A 17197-nucleotide genomic window follows, 5' to 3' on the forward strand; every position below is an offset into this window, starting at 1 on the left:
CCAGTGCCCCGACGACCTGGACGATGACGACCCCGACGCCGACATCAACGCCCCCATCGGATCGGGCGCGACCAAGGAGGAGGCGGTGCAGGCGCTGGCCCGCATGCTGCGCCGCCTGACCTTCGGCTACATCCCCGCCGACAGTGGCGGCCCGGAGCTGTGCGTGGGCTGGGACGCCACCGCCGGCCGCCTGGCCGTCATCGACGACCGCGGCGAAGACGGCGGTGAGGCGTGAACAGCACCGATGAGATTCTGGAAGCGGGCATGGCCGCGGCCCTGGAGTCCTTCGACATCGTCTTCATCGACGCCACCACGCGGGGTGAGTCGCTGGACCAGCGGGTGGAGGCGGCTCTGCGGGCCGCGCTCCAGGCCCGTGACGCCATCCTGGCATCCGCCGGATACCTGGTGGTTCCGGCACCCGTGCCGACGGATGAAGAGCTGGATGAGGCGGCGCGCTGGCTGGCGGAGGCCTCCCAGTGCCAGCGCTTCGCCGGGGAGAACTGGCGCAAACTGCGCTACCGGCCGCACCTGGTGGACTTCGCCGCGGGCAAGGCCCGCACGTTGCCCAAAGCCAGTCAAAGCGACCACGCTCAGGCGATCACCGCCGCCGAAACGATCTTGAAGAAGTACCCGGCGGAGCCCCCGAAGGAGCGGGTGTGAGCACCGGAACCCCTTGCTATGCAGGGGTTTTCGCAGCGGGCAATCCGGCGCGTCACGCCCCACGGACCACAGATTCGCGATACGGTGTCCTCGCGCTGCACCGTTCGGGAAACCGTCTGGGAACGCACGATAACTCCATAGAAATAGCGACGGCGGCACGTTCGCACTGGGTTCCCGCCCAGTGGGAGCGAACTGCCGCCGCCGGTGCTCCGAAGGGTTGGCCCCCCTGCCGAAGCGCCACACCACCGGAACTCATCAGTGATTGGAACCCACATGAGTGATCCGACGATGCTGGGTACTAGCGTACCCGCAGACGTCCTCGCGGCAACACACGACACGCAAATCGGGCCTGCTGATCATGCAGAAAACCCCGCTGTCGCCGCCAAATCCGACCAGGCTGTAACCGCATCCTCGCGCGCTGTACTTAGCGCTTCAGCTGGACGTGGACTTAGCGCCCACAGCGCCCGCCCGGCGGTGATCGCGTGAGCAACACGATCCGCCACGGAGCACGCGCAGCCGACGTCCTGGGCAAGCACTTCATGACGGTCCACAACGCCGTATTCCGTGACCCGCGCCTCAAGCCGCAAGACATGGGGATCTTCGGGCACATCTGGAGCCATGAGGACGGCTTCGGCCTGACCGTGGAGCAGATCTCCGAAGGCATGGACGCGGGTATCTCCCTGATCTCCGCCTCCCTCAAGCGCCTGGAGCAGTACGGGTACCTGGTACGGCGCCGCATCCGCAACGCCGACGGCACGCTGGCCGAATCGGTCTACGAAGTGACCGACATGCCCGAAGGCCTGCTCATCATCACCGAAGCGCCCTACGACGCCGAAGGAAACCGCAGGTCGCAGCCAACATGCGAAAATCGCATCCTGGCTGGCGATCAAGGAATGCGCAGCTCAGGACCAACATGCGATTTTCCAAGCCTGGACGATCCAGGTCTGGAAAATCACGCGTCTCAGAAAACCAAGAGCAGAGAAGCACTATCCCCACTTCGTGGGGATAGTGCCGCGCAGGCGCCCGCGCGAATAGCCGACCCAGCCGACGACGTCAAGCCCGATCAGAGCGACGCTCAAGCGACGGCCGGCCAGCCGCCCGTCGTCGACGTCCCGGCCAAGCCCAGCCGCGACCGGTCCTTCCAGCTGCCCGCCGACTGGGTTCCTGACGACGGCCTGCGCGCCTGGGCCCGCGACCAGGGCCTGACCGACCCGGTGATCGACACCACCGTGGCCGACTTCCGCCGCTACTGGTGCGAGGTGCAGGGCACCAAGCGGCGCACCGCCCGCGGCTGGGACGGCACCTTCCGCAACTGGGTGCGCAAGGATCTGGCCGATGCCGCCCGGCGCCGTACCCGGCCCGGCGCGGCCCCGCTGGCCGACCCTGAGGCCGAAGCCGCCGTCGGGAGGATCACCGGCTGGTGGTGGGCGATGTGGGAGCGCAAGGGCCCGATCCTGGACCAGTCCCGCGACGACCTGGAGCGCCTGGTACGCGCTGCGGTCTCTGCATCGCTGACGCTGGAGCCGCTGCCGCTGGCCGCCCAGCGCGTGCAGGAGGCGCTGCGCGCCTGCGCCCGCCCGGTGCCCTTCCGCGACCAGTTCCAGCGGGCCCTGCTGGGTGAGCCCGTCGGCCCCGGCGCCGGACGCCAGACCTACACCGGCGACGGCTGGGCCGACGGCTCATCGGCTGCGTCCTGGGCCGCCTGGGCAGGCCAGAGCACCGCACCCGACGCCCCGGCGGCCGGACCGGTGCCCGCCCCGGCCGCGCCCGGCGACGACGGCCCACCGCACACCCCGCCGCCCGCTCCGGTAGCCGACGGCGACGACAGCGCCGACGGCCGCAAGGCCACCTTCATGGCCCAGTGGGCGGCCATCAGCGGCGGTGGTCGCGATGCAGCCTGAGCTGACCCCGGCCGTCGAAACCGAACCCGGCTACCTGCCCGTCCACCGCGACCCCGATGAGGTGCAGGAACCGCTCACCAGCGGCCACATCCTGTTCGGGGAGATCCTGCGCCGCGACCGCGACGGCATCGCCCTGGAGGCGATGCGGACCCGGCTGGCGGAGATCATCGCCCGCGGCGGGCACCTGACCGCCGTCGACGACTACGGGCCCGCCGACGTCGCCGCCGACGTCGACGCCCTGCGCCGCCGCAACAACCTGACCATCTGGCAGCGCCTGGTGGAGGACTGGCCCGACGGCGACTACCGGGATGCGACCCTGGAGACGCTGACGGCCGAACAGGGCGCCCAGGAGGTACGGGCCTGGGCCGCCAACCCGACCGCCCGCACCCTGGTCCTCAACGGCGACGTCGGCCGCGGCAAGACCCACGTGGCCTTCGCCGCCCTGGGCCACTTCGCCCACCAGGGGATGCGCGTGCACGCCGTCAGCGAAGCCCGCTACCTGACCGCGCTGCGCCCCGACGGCGGCGGCCTGCCCGCCTACAGGGTCCGCCAGATGGCCGAAGACGCCGACGCCCTGCTGGTGGACGACCTGGGCGCCGGCCGCGACGTCAGCAAGCCGGTCACCGAATTCGCAGCCACGGAGATCGGCTCCCTGATCTCCGCCTTCCTGCGGCGCGACAAGCGCCTGCTGATCACCACCAATCTCAACCCCGACCAGCTGGGCATCATGTACGGCCCGCGCATCATGTCCCGCCTGGTCCAGCAGGCCACCCCCATCTGGGTGGAGGGAGAAGACCGCCGCCCCTTCGTGCTGCCCAAGACCTGGGGCGGCCGACCGGCGACGCCCCGCTACTAAGTACCCGACACAGGCCTGCGCCTTCCCTCGACCCCGTCACTAAGTACCCGTACCATCGGCAGGACACGGCTCCGGGCCGTATCCGCGCCGGCACCCCCGGTAGAGCGAACCGAGATCAGGAGACGGCCATGACCATGACTCCCGCCTACACCACCACCCTCTTCCCGCGCGGCGACGCCATCTTGCACGAAGCCGCCCAGCTGCTGGCGCACGACTCCGACGCCTGCGTCATCGCCGCCATCCGCGCCGCCGCCGGAGGTGGCCCCACCGGCTACGACCGGGCAGAAGCGGTGCTGTGGTGGCTGACCCGCCAGCTGGGCTACACCCACCCCGCCGACCTGGCCGACTGGCAGGAAGGCCACCGGCCCGACCAGGTGCTGGCCGTTCTGCACCAGGCCGCCGACGCCATCACCCTGACGGAGACGGCCGACCCGACCGCTACCGAACCGCTCATCACCATCCACGTGCACGGCAACCCCGCCCCGCAGGGCAGCAAACGCCCCATCGGCAAGGGCAAGATGATCGAATCGTCGGCGGCGGTCAAGCCGTGGCGCGACAACGTCAAGGCCGCCGCCATGGTGGAGATCGCCAACCGCAACCGGCGCGGCCGACCCTTCCCCGGGCCCGTCGACGGCCCCCTGGCCGTAGAGATGATCTTCACGATGGGCGACAAGCCCCTCAGCCGCCCCCGCTGGTGGCTGGAGGGCAAGATCTGGTGGCCCACGGGGCCAGCCTGGTCACGGCTGCTGTGGTGGCGCCCGGCCAGCGCCCCGGACCTGTCGAAGCTGCTGCGCTCCACCGAAGACGCCCTCACCGACGCCCGCGTCTGGCGCGACGACGCCCGCGTGGTGGAGTACCGGCGCGCCGCCAAGGTCTTCATCGGCCAGCCCGGCGAACGCGACGCCCTGCGCACCCCCGGCGCCGTCATCCGCATCTGGGCCGTACCCGCCACCGCCTGAGCCGTACGGCGCGGCCCCGGCCGGGGCCGCGCCCCACCCGCGTGAACGACGAAGAGGGCCATGACCGACACTCCCAGTCCGGCCACCCTGGCCGGCATCACCCCCACCTGGCGCGGCCAACCACCCCAGCGCGTCCCCATCGCGCACCAGCCCACGCCCGCCTGGCGCACCATCACCGACGCCAGCATCCCCCACGCCCTCACCCTGCCCCACCCCTTCCGCCAGCCGGCAGCCGTCGCCACCGACGCCTCCCTGGACATCACCGCCACCCTGGCCATCTGGGCCGTGGTGCACTCCGACGGCCGCGCCTGGTTCGGCTGGTACCGCGCAGAGGCCACCAACACCCTGTCAGCCGAACTGGAGGCCATGGCCCAGGGCCTGGCCACCTGCGACGGCGGCCCCACCCTGCTGCTGACCGACGCCGCCGAGGCCGCCCACATCGCCCGCGGCCTGGCCGACGGCCTCCCGCTGACCGCCACCACCCGGGGCGCGCTGCACCTGGACTCCCTGGCCCGGCTGAAAGACCAGATGAGCCGCCGCAGCGTGGACATCGACGTCACCCCCGGCCCCGCCAAGCACACCTCCCCGCCCGGCCTGGTGGGCGTCGCCGACCAGCTGGCCTGGAGCATCCTGCGCTTCCTGCTGGACGACGTCGACCCGCGCAGCCCGGCCGCCTGGGACTGGCTGACCGGCCCGGCCGTATCACGCCCCGCCGTCCGCGCGACCCTGGCCCGGCGCTATCGCGCCTGGCTGCGCCAGCCCCGTGCCGCACCTACCGCCGGTGACGCGAATCCACCATGAGCCCGGACACCGGCTGATCCCCGCCGGGCACCCCCGGAAAGATGTACATCATGTACATCTCGCGGGTACGGTGAAGACATGAGCAGCGAACCCATGGGCGTGGCCGACGCCCGCAAGCAGCTGGGCACCCTCATCGCCCGCGCCGTGCACCGCCACACCCCCACCGTCATCAGCCGCAGCACCCACGAACGCGCCGTCATCATCTCCGAAGAGGACTACCGCGATCTGGTCGCCCTGCGCCGCGCCCGCGAAGAGGCCACCGTCGCCAAGATGATCGCCGACACCGACGCCGGCACCCTGCCCGTAGCCACCTTCGACGACCCGGCTGACGTGTACGCCGCCGTCGGCCTCACCCCGTCCCCCGGTCGGTGAAACGCCGCCTGGTGCTCTCCCCGGCCGCCATCGACACCCTGGCCGCCACCGCCCCCGTCCTGCGGCGCACCATCACCGACACCATCCTGGACCTCATCGCCGACCCCGAACCGATCGGCGCCCGCCCCTACGGCAGCATCCCCAGCGCCATGGAGATCACCACCGACACCTACCGGATCGTCTACACCCACGGCCCCGACCACGTATCCGTATGGATCATCCAGCCCAACACATGAACGCCACCGAACCCGCACCCTTTCCCGCCGTCGGCCCGGTGACCTCACCCCCCGACAGCCTGGTGCCCACCCACACCCACACCCGCCCCTACCGCGCGCTCTTCCCCGACATGAACGGCGACCCCCACCTCATCGCCGTCACCGCCCTGACCGGAGACGGCCTGGGCGTGTGGGCCGCCGTCGCCGGCGACGGCGGCGCCCGCTACGGCTGGTACACCGCGCCCCGCACCGACCCCACCGCCGCCATCCTGGAAGCCATGCACTGGGCGTTGAAGAGCGTGCCCGCTCACCAAAGCGTCCGCCTGGCCACCACCTCCACCGCCGCCATCTCCGCGGCCACCCGCCTGGCCCAAGGCCTCCCCCCATCCAACAAGACGCTGCACCCGGCCACCGTGAAGGCCCTGGCCTACCAACTGCGGCGACGGCCGATCGACCTGTACCTCATCGACCACACCAGCACTTCCCCCGACCACGACGCCGTCGCGCTGAGAGGTCTAGCCGCCCGCCTGGCCTGGACCGCGCTCCGTTTCGCCAAGCACGGCATCGCCGTCGACGACCCCGCCGCCCAACGCTGGCTGGCCTCCGACGCTCTGCGCACCTGCACCAGCAATGCCAGCCTGCGCACCGCCTGGCAGGCTCCCGGCCACCCCGGTCACCAGCCTGAAAAGCCATGGACCCGGGACCGCCGTACCGGGGACATGCAGTGGATCCCCTTCGACAGCACCCACGGCCCCTACACCCTGCACCTGGCCGGCCTGGACGGCGACTCCGCCTGCATCGCCACCGACGCCTCCACCGACAGCGGCCTAGGCGGCACTCACAGGATCGGCGCCTGGGCCGCCGTCCGCGGCGACGGTGCGGCCTGGTTCGGCTGGTACACCGCGCCCCGCACCAACGCCGTATCGGCCGAACTGGAAGCCGTCTGCCAGGGCCTGGCCACCTATGAGTCCGGCCAGGAGATCCACCTGATCATCGACAGCACCAGCGCCGCCGACGTCATCACCAGCCGCACCACCGTCCGCAGCAGCCGCCCCCGCGCCGTGACCCGCGGCGTCCTGCACAAGAAAACCCTGACCCGCCTGACCAACAAACTCCTCACCCGCAGCGTGCACATCGAACAGATCAGCGAACCCCGCCTGCGGTCGTCAACCAACCCGCTGCTGGGCATCGCCGACAGGCTGGCCTGGACCGCGCTCCAGTTCGCCCGCGAAGGCATCGACCCCGACAGCGACCAGGCCGCCGAATGGCTGAACTCCTCCGCCCTGCGCAACGCCTCCTGGCGGAAAAGCCTGCTGACCTCCTGGCGACGCTGGCGGCAAGGCTTCCCGCTCAAGCCCGCCGCCGGAGCCGAACCATCGCCGACCGGAGATGCCCCCACATGATGGATGACCTGATCGGGTTTCTGAACGCCCGGCTGGACGAAGACCGCACCACGGCCGACGACGAATCAGCCGCCGGCACCCGCTACACGGCCGACCGCATCCACAAAGACGTCGCCGCCGACCGGAAACTGATCGCCCGCTACACCGCCGCGGTGGAAAGCCACGCCCACGCCCTCCAGATGCTCCGCAGCCTGGCAGGAGACCCCGACGCCGATCCCGCCCGCCGCGCCGCCGCGCAAGAGGACGTCGCCGCCTGCCACGGGCAGGCCGCCGCTCTGCTGGCCGTGCTGGAAGACCGCGCCGAACGCTTCGACGACCACCCCGACTACCAGCCCTCCTGGCGGCCCTGACCCCTACCCCTGGTCGCCCCTCCAGGCTTCCGCCACGCGCGCCAGACCGTCACCGGAGGCCAGCAGCTCCCGCAACCGGGAGTGGGAATCCTCCAGACGCCTGAGCGCCTGACGCACCTGGTCGTTCAGATCGGCCAGGCGCGCATCATCATCACCGGTGGCGGTCGTCACCTCCAGCAGCAGCACCAGCGCTGAGGCCGCCTGCGCCATCGCCTCCCCCAGCGGTCCCAGCGTCTTGTGCTGCGACCAGCCATACAGCGGCCCGGCCACCTGCGCCATCTGCCAGTGCAGCACCGTCACCACCCCCGGCCCGACCGCGCCGGCCGCCTTCATCACCTGCCGGCGGGCCAGCGTCACCTGTTCCGCGGTGGCGCCGCGCTGCACCATGCGGGTCTCCGCGGCCATCGCGGTGGCCACGGCCGCGCCGTACAGCGCGTTGGCCAGCAGCGCCGCCAGCACGTGCTCACCGCCCACTGTGGCGGCATCGCGGGCCAGGTCCTGGGAGGTCGGCACGTAGGCGTAGGAGCCCAGCGCGGCCAGGGCCGCGGCGACCGCCTCAGGAGTGAGCGCAGGGGCGTCGTCGGAGTGCTCAGCGGGCATGCCCGGGACCCTACCGGCCGTCCCCGGCCGCCCGGATGCAATCCCGCCGATGGAAAGCCGGTGATGGGATCCCGTCGACGGCGGGTCTGGGTGCCGACCCTCCCGTGGTGATCTACATGGTAAAGATCGCCGCATCGCACACCCCCAGGGGAAACCCGGTACGGCTCCCGCCATACCGGCTCCCCCCACCGTGCAAAACCGCAGGTCAGACGTCGGCGATGGGGTGTAGCCGCGCTGCTTTCGCGCACCGGGCGGGCCAGGCGGGTCAAGCCCATCTCAAGATCGGTGCCTTACAAAGTAGATTGGATCATGTGTTCGCATGAAAACGCCCGCCCCGCGGTGTGCGGGACGGGCGTCACAGGGCGGGGCTACTCGCTGTCGCTGTCCTCTTGGTCGCCGTCGACGATGACCGTGGCGTTCGGCCCGACGGCCACACCCGACAGCACCACCGTGCTGCCGTCGCTAACGATGATTCCCGCGTTGATCATTTGGTCCTCCTGGTGTTCCGCCGGCCCGACGGCCGCACGCGACGGGCAGCGGACTGCTGCGCCAGCAGCTCAGCTTCGACCTGGGCCAGCAGCGCGGTCAGGTCCTGATCGGTGACCGGCAGCGCCGGCATCCGGCCCTTGAGGGGCATCCGCCCGGCCGCGATCAGCGCCGCCAGCGCACTCCTGCCGGACAGGGGCTGATGGGCCGCCTTGAACGCTCCGGCGGCCTCATCGACCGTCAGCGCCCAGGCCGGCTCCCCGGTGCCCGGGGGAAGGGCCAGCTGCGCCATCGTCATCGTCTCCCGTTCCGCACCGCGGTGAGCAGGCGGTGCAGCAGACCAGGCGCACCGTCTCTTCGTCCAGGTACAGCACCCGCACCCGCGCCGCCCGGCCCGGCTGCCTCCACCACGGTGGCGACGTCGATGGCTGCATCGCCCTCCTCCTCCTGCTGCGGGGCGAACATGACGGGCCCCAACGACACCTGGATCATCTCCGGGGCCGGCTGAGCCCGGTTGAAGGCCAGCGCCAGGCCGGGAAGGTCCGGCAGCCACGTCGGCATCTGGTCCCGGCTGCTGCCCAGCAGCCCCAGGATCAGGCCGGCCAGGTCTTCGGGGTACAGCCGGTGCGGCTGGGTGATGACCCGGTGCGGGAAATTGTCGATCAGGGCGGTCGCCACGGGGCCGTAGGCGTTCATCTGGCGCGGGGACATCAGCATGACGATCTGGGCGTCGACGCTGCTGGCCATGGCGGCCAGGGAGGTGAGCATGACCTGGATCGGCGGGGAGTGCAGGGCGGGGACGTCGATGATGACGACCAGGCGGGTCCACTCCGGGTCCAGCGGCGTTCCCAGCAGGTGCTGGCGCGTCAGGGCGTTGGCGCGGTCGATGAACGTCCTCAGGATCTCACCCAGGCCGTCCGGGGTGCGGCTGAGGCCTAGCGGGATGAACTGCGCGTCGCTCAGCAGGTTCCCGTATTCGGTCCGGAACGGCTGGGGGGTGGCGACGATGACCCGGGTGGCCGGGCGGCGGGTGAACTCCGCGGCCAGCACCCGCGCCAGGTTGGTCTTGCCGCGTGCGCCGGTGATGAAGATGTTGTCGGCGCCCAAGGTGGCCCGGCTGCCGGTGCGGGGGCCGGCCAGGACGTGGCCGATGGCGACCGGGGCGGGGGTTTCGGTGGTGGGCATGGGGTCTCCTTCTGGCCGGGGTCGCTCTCCCCGGCCCTCACCCATATTGTACGGGTACTTAGTGATTTGGCTAGGGGAGAGGCCGGGGAACGCACTCAGTCGGGGATCGGGTGGTGGTAGATCTGCACGGGTTGCACGGTCTTGCCGGTCGCGACGACGGCCAGGCTGGGGTCGGCCGGCAGCGGCCCTGAGGGGATCGGCTGGGTGTGCCAGACCGGCCGGTAGGCCAGGGCCAGGTCGCGGGGGTCGATCGACACGAGGTGGTCGACGGTCATGGTCAGGTGCCGCCATCTGGAGGTGGTGGCCATCAGCGGCGGGGCGGTCAGGATGAGCTGGGCGTCGACAGTGCGGGCCAGCAGTGCCATGTCGGCGACCGCTTCGGCGGCCTGCTGAAGACGCAGGTCGACCCCGTCCAGAATGACAGCCAGGTGGCCGCGGTCGTCGTGGTCGATGCGTTGACGCAGGGTCTCCTTCAGGGAGTCCAAGGCGGCCAGCATCTCTGCGTGTGATTCCGGCGGCAGGTCGACCAGGTCGACGCCGTTCACGTCGCGAAAGTGCATGCCGCCGCGTATCCCGGCGGCGATGACCGCGCTGTTGGGCCGGTCGGCGAACTCCGCGGCCAGCACCCGCGCCAGGTTGGTCTTGCCGACCCGGCCAATGATCAGGACGTTGCCGCGGGCGGGCAGGGTGGCGGTGGTGCCGACGGCGCCGCCGTAGATGACGGTGCCGATGTTGACGGCGTGGTTGGGCCGTACCGGGTCCGGCCAGGGGTGCCTGCCCGGGTAGCGCACGGGCGGGGCCAGCCTGTCGGTTCTCATGCGGCGGCGTCTCCTTCGGGGGGCTGGATGGTGATGGAGTCGGCGAGAAGGAACAGGCCGGTGTCGTCGTGCTGCACCACGGCCTCAACGATTACCGGTGCTCCGATCCGGGTGTCGTCCAGGCTGGGCAGCGGAGTCTCCGGCAGCACGGCGTGCTCCGTGCGCACGCCGATGATGTCGCAGTGCGGGCCGGTCAGCATCAGCCGGGCAAGTCCCGGCCCGGGGTACACGATGAAGGCCAGGGCGGCGACGGTGACCCGGGTGCCGTCGGCGTAGTCGCCGCCGAAGGTCGCCAGCGTGGTCAGCGGGGTGAGGTAGGGGCCGCCGTCGTAGGGCGGCACGTGGGTGCGGCCCTTGTTGGGGGAGGGCAGCGGGTTCGGCCCCGGGATGAAGATCTCTTCGTCGTCGTTCATCTGGCGGCCGTCGGGCCCGGTGTAGAGGTAGGGCACCTCATCGCAGGGGCAGCGGCCGACGTGGTCGCAGTCGGCGTACGGGGTGGAGCGGGTGACGCCGGCGGCGGCCAGCTGGTCGGCGCTGGCGTCGCTGACGTCGATCCAGGTGCCGGTCCGCACGTGGTAGCCCGCGGGCTGGGGCAGGTGGAGGTAGGCGTCGTTCAGCTCTTCCAGCAGTGCTTCCATCCGGCGTTGCCACGTCGGCGGCATGGACTGGGCCAGCACGCGGGGGATGACGCCGAATTCGGTGTAGTCCCACAGGTGGAAGCCCTCATCGGTGAACTGGCGGGCCGGGCCGGGGGTAATCGTCATCGTCGGGGTCTCCTTCAGAGCGTGTCGTGCAGCACGGTGTAGTAGGCGGCGGCGCGCATCAGGAACGCCGTCGGGTCGTCGTCGGGCTCCCGGTTGCTGTTGCTGTCGTTGGTGTAGGTGCGCTTGGCAGCCATGAGCCGGGTCGGCAGGTCGCCCCGTTCGGCGCCGTCCTTCAGCCAGGCGATGATCGGCTCAGCGTTGGTGATGACGGCGTCCGGGTCGCCGATGTCGCTGGTGATCTGGGTGGCCCAGCGCAGGACTTCGTTGACGTCGCTGGTGGTCAGAGGGGTGAGGCCGATGGAGACCTCCGGGTCGGTGTCGGCCGGCTCCGGCAGCGCCCAGGGCGGGACGATGGCGACCGTCTGGCCGTCGCCGGTGTCCTTGAGATCGACGATGACGGCCCGGGGCAGAGAGTCGATCGTGCCGGTGACGGTGTAGGTGCCGTTGAACTGGTCGTAGCTCAATCCGCCCTGACCGGCCAGGGCGGGCAGCGCCAGGCTGCGCACCCACGCCGCCGTGCGGCCGGTGATCCGGAACAGGTCGTCGTAGACCTCCCGCGGCCGGAAGGTGAAGCCCTTGCCCTTGCCGGCCAGGTAGCGGCGGGTGGCCTCCACCGCGTCGTCCTCCGGCATCTGGCCGGTGGGCTCCCGTACCGGGTAGGTGATGTTCTCTCCCGGCCTCAGGCCGGGCAGGGGGGAGTGCCGGCGGGCCGCGTCATCGTCGTGCATGGTCGCCTCCAGGTGTGAATGACGGGTGCGCGCACGGGGCGTGCGCGAAGCTGCGGGGGTTCACGGGGAGGGCCGACCCACCCTCACCCGTGAACCCGCTTGAGGGGGTGTGCACACGGGTGCGTGCACACCGGTGCGGGCGGCTGTGGCGGCCCGCGTGAGCCGGCGCCGGGCGCCGGGCGTGAGGGGATAGCAGTGGGGGCGTGCACGCTGCATCGGCCCTCACGCGTGCGGCCCGGGGTGCCGTTGCGTGAACCCCCCGCGCGGGGCTCACGCAACGGTTCACGCACCCCTCACGCGTGAGGGCCGATGCAGCGTGCACGCCGGGCCTCACCGCGGGTCGTCCGAACCGGTGCGCGTGAGGGGTGCACCCGCCTCATCGGTGAGGGGTGCACGCCCGCCGTCGGGGGCCGCGTGCACGCCTTCGGCGTCGGCCGCGGGCAGGTGTCCGCGGGCGACCATCACGGCCCGCCAGCGGCGGAAGATCTCCGTCGCCTGGGGGGTGCCCATGGGCAGGTTCGCCATGCGGACTTTGCGGGCCGACACCTCCGGCGGGGCCACGCCGATCAGCTGGTCGGCGATGTGGGCGACCAGCTCATCGTCGGTGCAGCCGTCCCAGTCGAACGCCGGGGCTGAGGCCTCCGCGGTGGACGTGGACTTAGCGGTTTTCGCGGTGCGCTTCTTGGTCGTGCCCCCCGTGCTGGTGGTGCGCGTCCGGGGCCGGGACGGCGCCGGCGGCGCGGCAGGGCCGGCCTCACGCGTGCCGCTGTCGGGGGTGTGCACGCGGTCGGCGGCCGGGGTGGGCGTGAGGGTCTCACCGGCGTTCACGCCGGCATCGGCGTGAACGTGCACGGCGGCGTCAGCGTGAACGTCGCGTGCGGGGGGCGTGAGGGTCTCACGCGCACGCTCCGCGTGAGGGTTCACGCCCGGCGTGAACGGGGCGGGCGTGGGGGCGTTCACGCCGGACTGATCGGGGGTGGGCGTGCAGGCGTCGGCGCCTTCACGCGTGGGCGCTGCGGCGGCCGGGAGCACGGGCACGGGTGCGGGCGCGGCGGGGGCGGCGTGAGCCGCGGGCGGGACCGTCACGGCCGGGGCGGCGTGCGCACCGCGGGCGGGCTGTGCGACCTCAGCGACGTGGTGGGTGCGGTACAGGGAGACGATGGTGTCCAGCGCCAGCAGGGCGCACACGTCCAGAAAGATGCCCGGCATCCACGCCACGTCGATGTCGAACAGTCCGAACGGGGTCAGCGTCCCGAAGAACGGGTCGACGACCTCATGGTTGATCTGGAGCGACATCACCATGGCCATGGAAAAGCACGCGTACCCGACTGCCAGCTTGAACCGGCTCATCCGCACCACGGCCATGACGTGGCTCTGGCCTGCGGCGACCAGGACGGGGGAGATGCCCACGCCGAAGGCCAGCAGCCCCGGCAGCGTCACCTGGCTGGCGATGGCGAAGGCGTGGTAGAGGTTCTGGCCCACGCTGACCACCGCACAGAACACCAGGACGAACAACGCTGCGTAGAACCCGGGGGGCTTGGGGGCCTTCTTGGTGCGCATCACGATCTCCATTTCGTCACTGTCAGTAGTCGGATTTGCTGTTAAACGGACATGACGCCGGGGGCTGTTAAGAGGCTGTTTAACAGCCTGTTTAGGGCCTCTCGCGCCCGCGCATAGGGGGCGGTTATGCCGGTTCTGTTAAACAGCCCGCCCCCGCCCGCTTCCACGCCCCGTGACGGTCACGGTGCGTAGACGGCGGGGGCGGCTGCATGGGTCTCACACCCCGACCATCACGGGGCCGAACGCAATATCGTTGATCTTCTCTTCGACCGTGTAGACGCCTTCGGCCTTGTCGTGGTGCAGGGCGCCCTGGGCCACCAGGGTCGGCAGCGCCGTCACCCGCACCCAAGAGGCGGACAGGCCGGTGATGCCCTGCTCCCCGCACAGGTCGTCGTAGACGTCGCGCGGCCGGAACTTGAAGTAGGCACCCTTACCGGCCAGGTAGCGGCGGGTGGCCTCCAGCGCCTCCTCCTTGGCCAGCTTGCTGCCCGGCTCCCGCGGCGGGTAGGCGAACTCCTCCTCCGGGTCCATCTCCTCCAGGTGGGCCCGGGCGTCGATCCCGTCCGCCAGGTCCTGGCGGGCGGCTTCGGCCAGGTCATCGTCCAGTTCGTTCTCCAGCTCATCGAAGGTCGGCCGCTCGATCGCCTCTTCGGCGTTGATCGGCGCGGCCGGCGCCTCATCGACCTGGTCGGCCACTGGCGGCTGCGCGGGTTCGGTGCCGATGACCTCCACCTGGTAGTCGTCGGTGGCCACATCGGCCGTGGCGCGGTGGCGGCCCGCGCCGCCCATGTCGATGATCGATCCCTGGTTGCGGGCGCCGGAGGCCTTGGCCCGCTGGATCTCCAGGACCTCCTTGCGTACGGCTGCGCCGGTGGTGCGCTTGGCGTAGACGCCGTTGCGGTCGACCTTGGCCAGGATCTTGAACCAGTCGGGGCAGTTCTCCCGGATCCACTGCTCCCGCATCGGCGCGTACTCATCGACGATGGCGGCGCCCATCACCGGGTCGAACTTGAACGACCGTGATGCCATCACCATCCGCTCGATGGACAGGCCCGGCGCGGAGTAGTAGGCCATGCCGGGCTGCTTGTCCTTCCAGATCGACGGGTCGCACCCGGCGGCCAGTAGCTCTTCGTCCATGGCGAAGGTGTCGTCCAGGGTCTTGACGCCGTGGATGAGGCTGGAGCCGAACGCGGCGCGCACGTTGGTGTCGGCCAGGCCGTGGTGCGCCCGCTGGAAAGCCACCCGCATGACCACGCCCGCCGACCGGGCGGAGTTCATGACGTCGTCCAGCTTGTCCAGCTCATTGGCGATGATCCCGCCCTCTTCGATGGTGACCCGCACCAGCGGCAGGCCGCAGCCTTCCTGCCAGTTGTCGTAGCCGTGCGCGCCCAGGTAGGCGGCCATCTCCGCGATCAGGTCCAGCAGGAACCGGATCAGCGCCTGGGCTTCGGCCTTCTGCCAGGCGAACCAGTCGAAGGCGCCGGCGATCGGGCCCATCGTCTGGAACTTCTTCACCGTGTCGATCACCAAGTCGACCAGGTCCAGCCGGGTGGCGCCGTCGGTGACGGTGATGCGCGCGTAGTTGGACTTGCCCGAACCGGTCATCCCCTCGATGAGCGTGTGCGACAGGTTCTTCTCCGTCATGCCCACCCGCTTGGCCAGCTCCGCGGTGGTGATCGCCGCTTCGTACACCTGGGCCAGCACCCGGTCTTCGTACAGGCCGAACGCGGTAGGCGCCGCGGCGATGGACTGGCCGATGTGGGTGGGGCCGGGCCAGGGCAGCGACTCCTTCAGGGAGTCGATCAGCACGAAGTCGATGAAGGCCTGTCCGCCGTGCAGCTTGTTGGGCCGGGGCTGGATGGAGGAGGGGGGCATGCCGGTCTGGGAAGCCAGCAGTTCCCGGGCGCCTTCGACGTCGCCGGGCACCTGCACGCCGCGCACTAGGTTGACCTTGGTGCGGATCCGGTAGGGCTTGATGTCCAGCGGCACCAACCTGGCGCCGTTGAGGGTGGGGTACTTGACGCGGGTGAACTCCCTCCAGTGCAGCTGGAGACGCCGCCAGGCTTCCTGCGCGTCGGCCTCATCCTGGGCTTCCTGATCGGTGGTGACCGGGCCGGCCGTCAGGGCCTGCTGGCCGGAGGTCAGCTCCCGCGGCGCCTCCCACGGGGTGGCGACGACCGGGAAGGGCCCGGCCAGGGCGGCGGCACCGCGGCGGATGGCGGGCACCCGGTCGGCGGCGGCCCGCACCATGTACCCGCCGTCGATGAGCTTCCGGCGGTGGCGCTTCTTGCCCTTGGGGCTCTCCAGGACGTCGTCCAGGCGGTCGGTGTGGCGGCTGTAGCGCACCTTCCAGACGATGCAGCCGACCAGTCCGCCGACCAGGTACATGACGATCAGTCCGCCCTGGAAGGCCAGGGGGCCGAACATCACCACCAAGTTCACCCAGGACAGGCAGCCGACGGTGTTGATGATGTGGTGGCCGCGGCCGATGCCGCTGCGGGAGCCGGTGAACTTCCACACCGTCCAGGTGATGACCGCGGTGCCGGCCCACAGGCTGATGATGACCATGGCCGGGTTGGGCACGCCCAGGTGCAGCAGGGAGAAGATCAGGGCGGCGAAGGGCAGGGCGACCAGCCAGATCAGCCAGGGGCCGATCCCGCCGATGATGCGGGCCCGCTGCTCATCGCTGGCGGATGTCACCTTGACGGTCATGTCCTTGACGCCGCTGGCGGCGCGTCGTGCACCCATGGTCTCCTCCTCTCACATTGCGGGTGTTACTTGGCCTGGTACGGCTTGCGGCCCTTGCGGTTGGTCTGTTCCTTGGAAGCCAGGTAGCGCAGGCGGGCGCGGAAGGCCCTCCAGGTGGCATCCACCCGGCGGGCGGCGACCTCCAGGTAGCCGACGCTGTTGCGCAGGTGCCGGGTGATGTTCTTGGTCTGCTTTTCACCTTCGGGGTCACGGATCAGCGCCCATCGGATGTCCTGGCGGACCTTCCATTCGGCCAGGTCCAGGACGTCGGCGCAGGCCATGATGAACTCTTTGATCTTGTCCAGGTGTAGGCGGGTCTCAGCGGTGGTGTTCGATTCGAACTCCGTGATGGCCTTGGCCATGGAGTTGAGGTCGGTGGCCGCCTTCAGCTCCTCCAGCGTGACGGTGGCCTGGCTCTCCTTCGTCTCAGGCATCTGCGCCCCTCTCCAGGACGGGCTGCCGCAGCCGGGTGACCTCCAGGCGCTGCACGCCTGCGTCGACCCGGATGACCAGCTTGTTGGCATAGAGCGCGACGGCCGCGGCACCCAGGACGACGCCGCGGGTCAGACCGGAGCCCGCATACAGCAGGCACACCCCGATCACGCCCAGGATGGCGGCGGCCACCTCCCGGGCGCCGGCCGCGGTGGTGACGTCGTAGAGATAGGCCGTCAGCGTCAGCGCCTCATCCGGCACCGCGCCGATGACCCCGGCCAGGATGACTGCGCCGCAGATGATCCACACAACCGTCATCCGCTTCACCTCCGTGTCGTTCGGCGGCGACCCTCGCCGTC

The 17197-nt window shown here is 70.7% G+C and carries 20 protein-coding genes; 10 read left to right on the forward strand and 10 right to left on the reverse strand.

What is annotated here, in order from left to right; translation table 11 throughout:
- The 10 genes from Psi01_RS29210 to Psi01_RS29255 all read left to right on the forward strand — a co-directional run.
- A partial coding sequence (locus tag Psi01_RS29210) for a hypothetical protein (protein WP_204067350.1) occupies positions 1–235 on the forward strand: 235 nt, incomplete at its 5' end.
- Entirely contained in the window at positions 232–660 is a 429-nt protein-coding gene (locus Psi01_RS29215) for a hypothetical protein (protein ID WP_204067351.1), read from the forward strand. The genes Psi01_RS29210 and Psi01_RS29215, both read left to right, overlap by 4 nt.
- 482 nt (positions 661–1142) lie before the next feature.
- Positions 1143–2561 (forward strand): DnaT-like ssDNA-binding domain-containing protein, encoded by a 1419-nt coding sequence (locus Psi01_RS29220; RefSeq protein WP_204067352.1) that lies wholly within the window; start codon positions 1143–1145, stop codon positions 2559–2561.
- On the forward strand, positions 2551–3417 hold the full coding sequence (locus tag Psi01_RS29225; protein ID WP_204067353.1) for an ATP-binding protein: 867 nt from the start codon (positions 2551–2553) through the stop codon (positions 3415–3417). Before Psi01_RS29220 ends, Psi01_RS29225 begins: the two co-directional genes overlap by 11 nt.
- A gap of 128 nt (positions 3418–3545) precedes the next feature.
- Entirely contained in the window at positions 3546–4376 is an 831-nt protein-coding gene (locus Psi01_RS29230; protein ID WP_204067354.1) for a DUF6197 family protein, read from the forward strand.
- Between the two features lie 60 nt (positions 4377–4436).
- The gene (locus Psi01_RS29235; RefSeq protein ID WP_204067355.1) at positions 4437–5177 is read left to right on the forward strand and encodes a hypothetical protein; all 741 of its coding nucleotides are present in this window, start codon (positions 4437–4439) and stop codon (positions 5175–5177) included.
- Between the two features lie 78 nt (positions 5178–5255).
- Positions 5256–5549 carry a type II toxin-antitoxin system Phd/YefM family antitoxin gene (locus Psi01_RS29240; RefSeq protein ID WP_204067356.1) on the forward strand — a complete coding sequence of 98 codons (294 nt, stop codon included), beginning with the start codon at positions 5256–5258 and terminating at the stop codon, positions 5547–5549.
- Positions 5546–5785 (forward strand): type II toxin-antitoxin system RelE family toxin, encoded by a 240-nt coding sequence (locus Psi01_RS44185; RefSeq protein WP_204067357.1) that lies wholly within the window; start codon positions 5546–5548, stop codon positions 5783–5785. Before Psi01_RS29240 ends, Psi01_RS44185 begins: the two co-directional genes overlap by 4 nt.
- Positions 5786–5823: 38 nt before the next feature.
- Positions 5824–7167, forward strand: coding sequence for a hypothetical protein (locus Psi01_RS29250; protein ID WP_204067358.1), 1344 nt, complete (start codon positions 5824–5826; stop codon positions 7165–7167).
- Positions 7164–7517, forward strand: a complete 354-nt coding sequence (locus tag Psi01_RS29255; RefSeq protein WP_204067359.1) for a DUF6221 family protein — start codon at positions 7164–7166, stop codon at positions 7515–7517. Before Psi01_RS29250 ends, Psi01_RS29255 begins: the two co-directional genes overlap by 4 nt.
- A gap of 3 nt (positions 7518–7520) precedes the next feature.
- On the opposite strand, the gene Psi01_RS29260 is transcribed toward Psi01_RS29255, so the two are convergent.
- The 10 genes from Psi01_RS29260 to Psi01_RS29305 all read right to left on the reverse strand — a co-directional run bounded on the left by Psi01_RS29260 (position 7521) and on the right by Psi01_RS29305 (position 17156).
- Complete coding sequence (locus Psi01_RS29260) at positions 7521–8117, reverse strand: DUF6245 family protein (RefSeq protein WP_204067360.1); 597 nt, start codon at positions 8115–8117, stop codon at positions 7521–7523.
- 484 nt (positions 8118–8601) lie between these two features.
- On the reverse strand, positions 8602–8901 hold the full coding sequence (locus Psi01_RS29265; protein WP_204067361.1) for a hypothetical protein: 300 nt from the start codon (positions 8899–8901) through the stop codon (positions 8602–8604).
- A complete protein-coding gene (locus Psi01_RS29270; protein WP_204067362.1) occupies positions 8898–9788 on the reverse strand; it encodes a P-loop NTPase family protein in 891 nt (296 codons plus the stop codon). The genes Psi01_RS29265 and Psi01_RS29270 overlap by 4 nt, the downstream gene beginning before the upstream one ends.
- Positions 9789–9883: 95 nt before the next feature.
- On the reverse strand, positions 9884–10606 hold the full coding sequence (locus Psi01_RS29275) for a hypothetical protein (RefSeq protein ID WP_204067363.1): 723 nt from the start codon (positions 10604–10606) through the stop codon (positions 9884–9886).
- Entirely contained in the window at positions 10603–11370 is a 768-nt protein-coding gene (locus Psi01_RS29280) for a hypothetical protein (protein ID WP_204067364.1), read from the reverse strand. Before Psi01_RS29280 ends, Psi01_RS29275 begins: the two co-directional genes overlap by 4 nt.
- 14 nt (positions 11371–11384) lie before the next feature.
- Entirely contained in the window at positions 11385–12098 is a 714-nt protein-coding gene (locus Psi01_RS29285; protein ID WP_204067365.1) for a hypothetical protein, read from the reverse strand.
- Between the two features lie 330 nt (positions 12099–12428).
- Positions 12429–13658 carry a hypothetical protein gene (locus Psi01_RS29290; RefSeq protein WP_204067366.1) on the reverse strand — a complete coding sequence of 410 codons (1230 nt, stop codon included), beginning with the start codon at positions 13656–13658 and terminating at the stop codon, positions 12429–12431.
- 216 nt (positions 13659–13874) lie between these two features.
- On the reverse strand, positions 13875–16406 hold the full coding sequence (locus tag Psi01_RS29295; protein ID WP_204067367.1) for a hypothetical protein: 2532 nt from the start codon (positions 16404–16406) through the stop codon (positions 13875–13877).
- Positions 16407–16432: 26 nt separating this feature from the next.
- Positions 16433–16840, reverse strand: a complete 408-nt coding sequence (locus tag Psi01_RS29300; protein ID WP_204067368.1) for a hypothetical protein — start codon at positions 16838–16840, stop codon at positions 16433–16435.
- Positions 16833–17156: a hypothetical protein gene (locus Psi01_RS29305; protein ID WP_204067369.1), complete on the reverse strand. Its 324-nt coding sequence runs from the start codon at positions 17154–17156 to the stop codon at positions 16833–16835. The genes Psi01_RS29300 and Psi01_RS29305 overlap by 8 nt, the downstream gene beginning before the upstream one ends.
- Between the last annotated feature and the right edge of the window lie 41 nt (positions 17157–17197).

Origin of the sequence: Paraplanobispora siamensis, assembly GCF_016863175.1 — a bacterium.
Taxonomy (GTDB): domain Bacteria; phylum Actinomycetota; class Actinomycetes; order Streptosporangiales; family Streptosporangiaceae; genus Planobispora; species Planobispora siamensis.

Coding starts and splice junctions, on each gene's coding strand:
- Psi01_RS29225 (WP_204067353.1), top strand. CDS start 2,551: ATGCAGCCTGAGCTGACCCCGGCCGTCGAAACCGAACCCGGCTACCTG.
- Psi01_RS29230 (WP_204067354.1), top strand. CDS start 3,546: ATGACCATGACTCCCGCCTACACCACCACCCTCTTCCCGCGCGGCGAC.
- Psi01_RS29235 (WP_204067355.1), top strand. CDS start 4,437: ATGACCGACACTCCCAGTCCGGCCACCCTGGCCGGCATCACCCCCACC.
- Psi01_RS29240 (WP_204067356.1), top strand. CDS start 5,256: ATGAGCAGCGAACCCATGGGCGTGGCCGACGCCCGCAAGCAGCTGGGC.
- Psi01_RS29255 (WP_204067359.1), top strand. CDS start 7,164: ATGATGGATGACCTGATCGGGTTTCTGAACGCCCGGCTGGACGAAGAC.
- Psi01_RS29260 (WP_204067360.1), bottom strand. CDS start 8,117: ATGCCCGCTGAGCACTCCGACGACGCCCCTGCGCTCACTCCTGAGGCG.
- Psi01_RS29265 (WP_204067361.1), bottom strand. CDS start 8,901: ATGACGATGGCGCAGCTGGCCCTTCCCCCGGGCACCGGGGAGCCGGCC.
- Psi01_RS29270 (WP_204067362.1), bottom strand. CDS start 9,788: ATGCCCACCACCGAAACCCCCGCCCCGGTCGCCATCGGCCACGTCCTG.
- Psi01_RS29275 (WP_204067363.1), bottom strand. CDS start 10,606: ATGAGAACCGACAGGCTGGCCCCGCCCGTGCGCTACCCGGGCAGGCAC.
- Psi01_RS29280 (WP_204067364.1), bottom strand. CDS start 11,370: ATGACGATTACCCCCGGCCCGGCCCGCCAGTTCACCGATGAGGGCTTC.
- Psi01_RS29285 (WP_204067365.1), bottom strand. CDS start 12,098: ATGCACGACGATGACGCGGCCCGCCGGCACTCCCCCCTGCCCGGCCTG.
- Psi01_RS29290 (WP_204067366.1), bottom strand. CDS start 13,658: ATGCGCACCAAGAAGGCCCCCAAGCCCCCCGGGTTCTACGCAGCGTTG.
- Psi01_RS29295 (WP_204067367.1), bottom strand. CDS start 16,406: ATGGGTGCACGACGCGCCGCCAGCGGCGTCAAGGACATGACCGTCAAG.
- Psi01_RS29300 (WP_204067368.1), bottom strand. CDS start 16,840: ATGCCTGAGACGAAGGAGAGCCAGGCCACCGTCACGCTGGAGGAGCTG.
- Psi01_RS29305 (WP_204067369.1), bottom strand. CDS start 17,156: ATGACGGTTGTGTGGATCATCTGCGGCGCAGTCATCCTGGCCGGGGTC.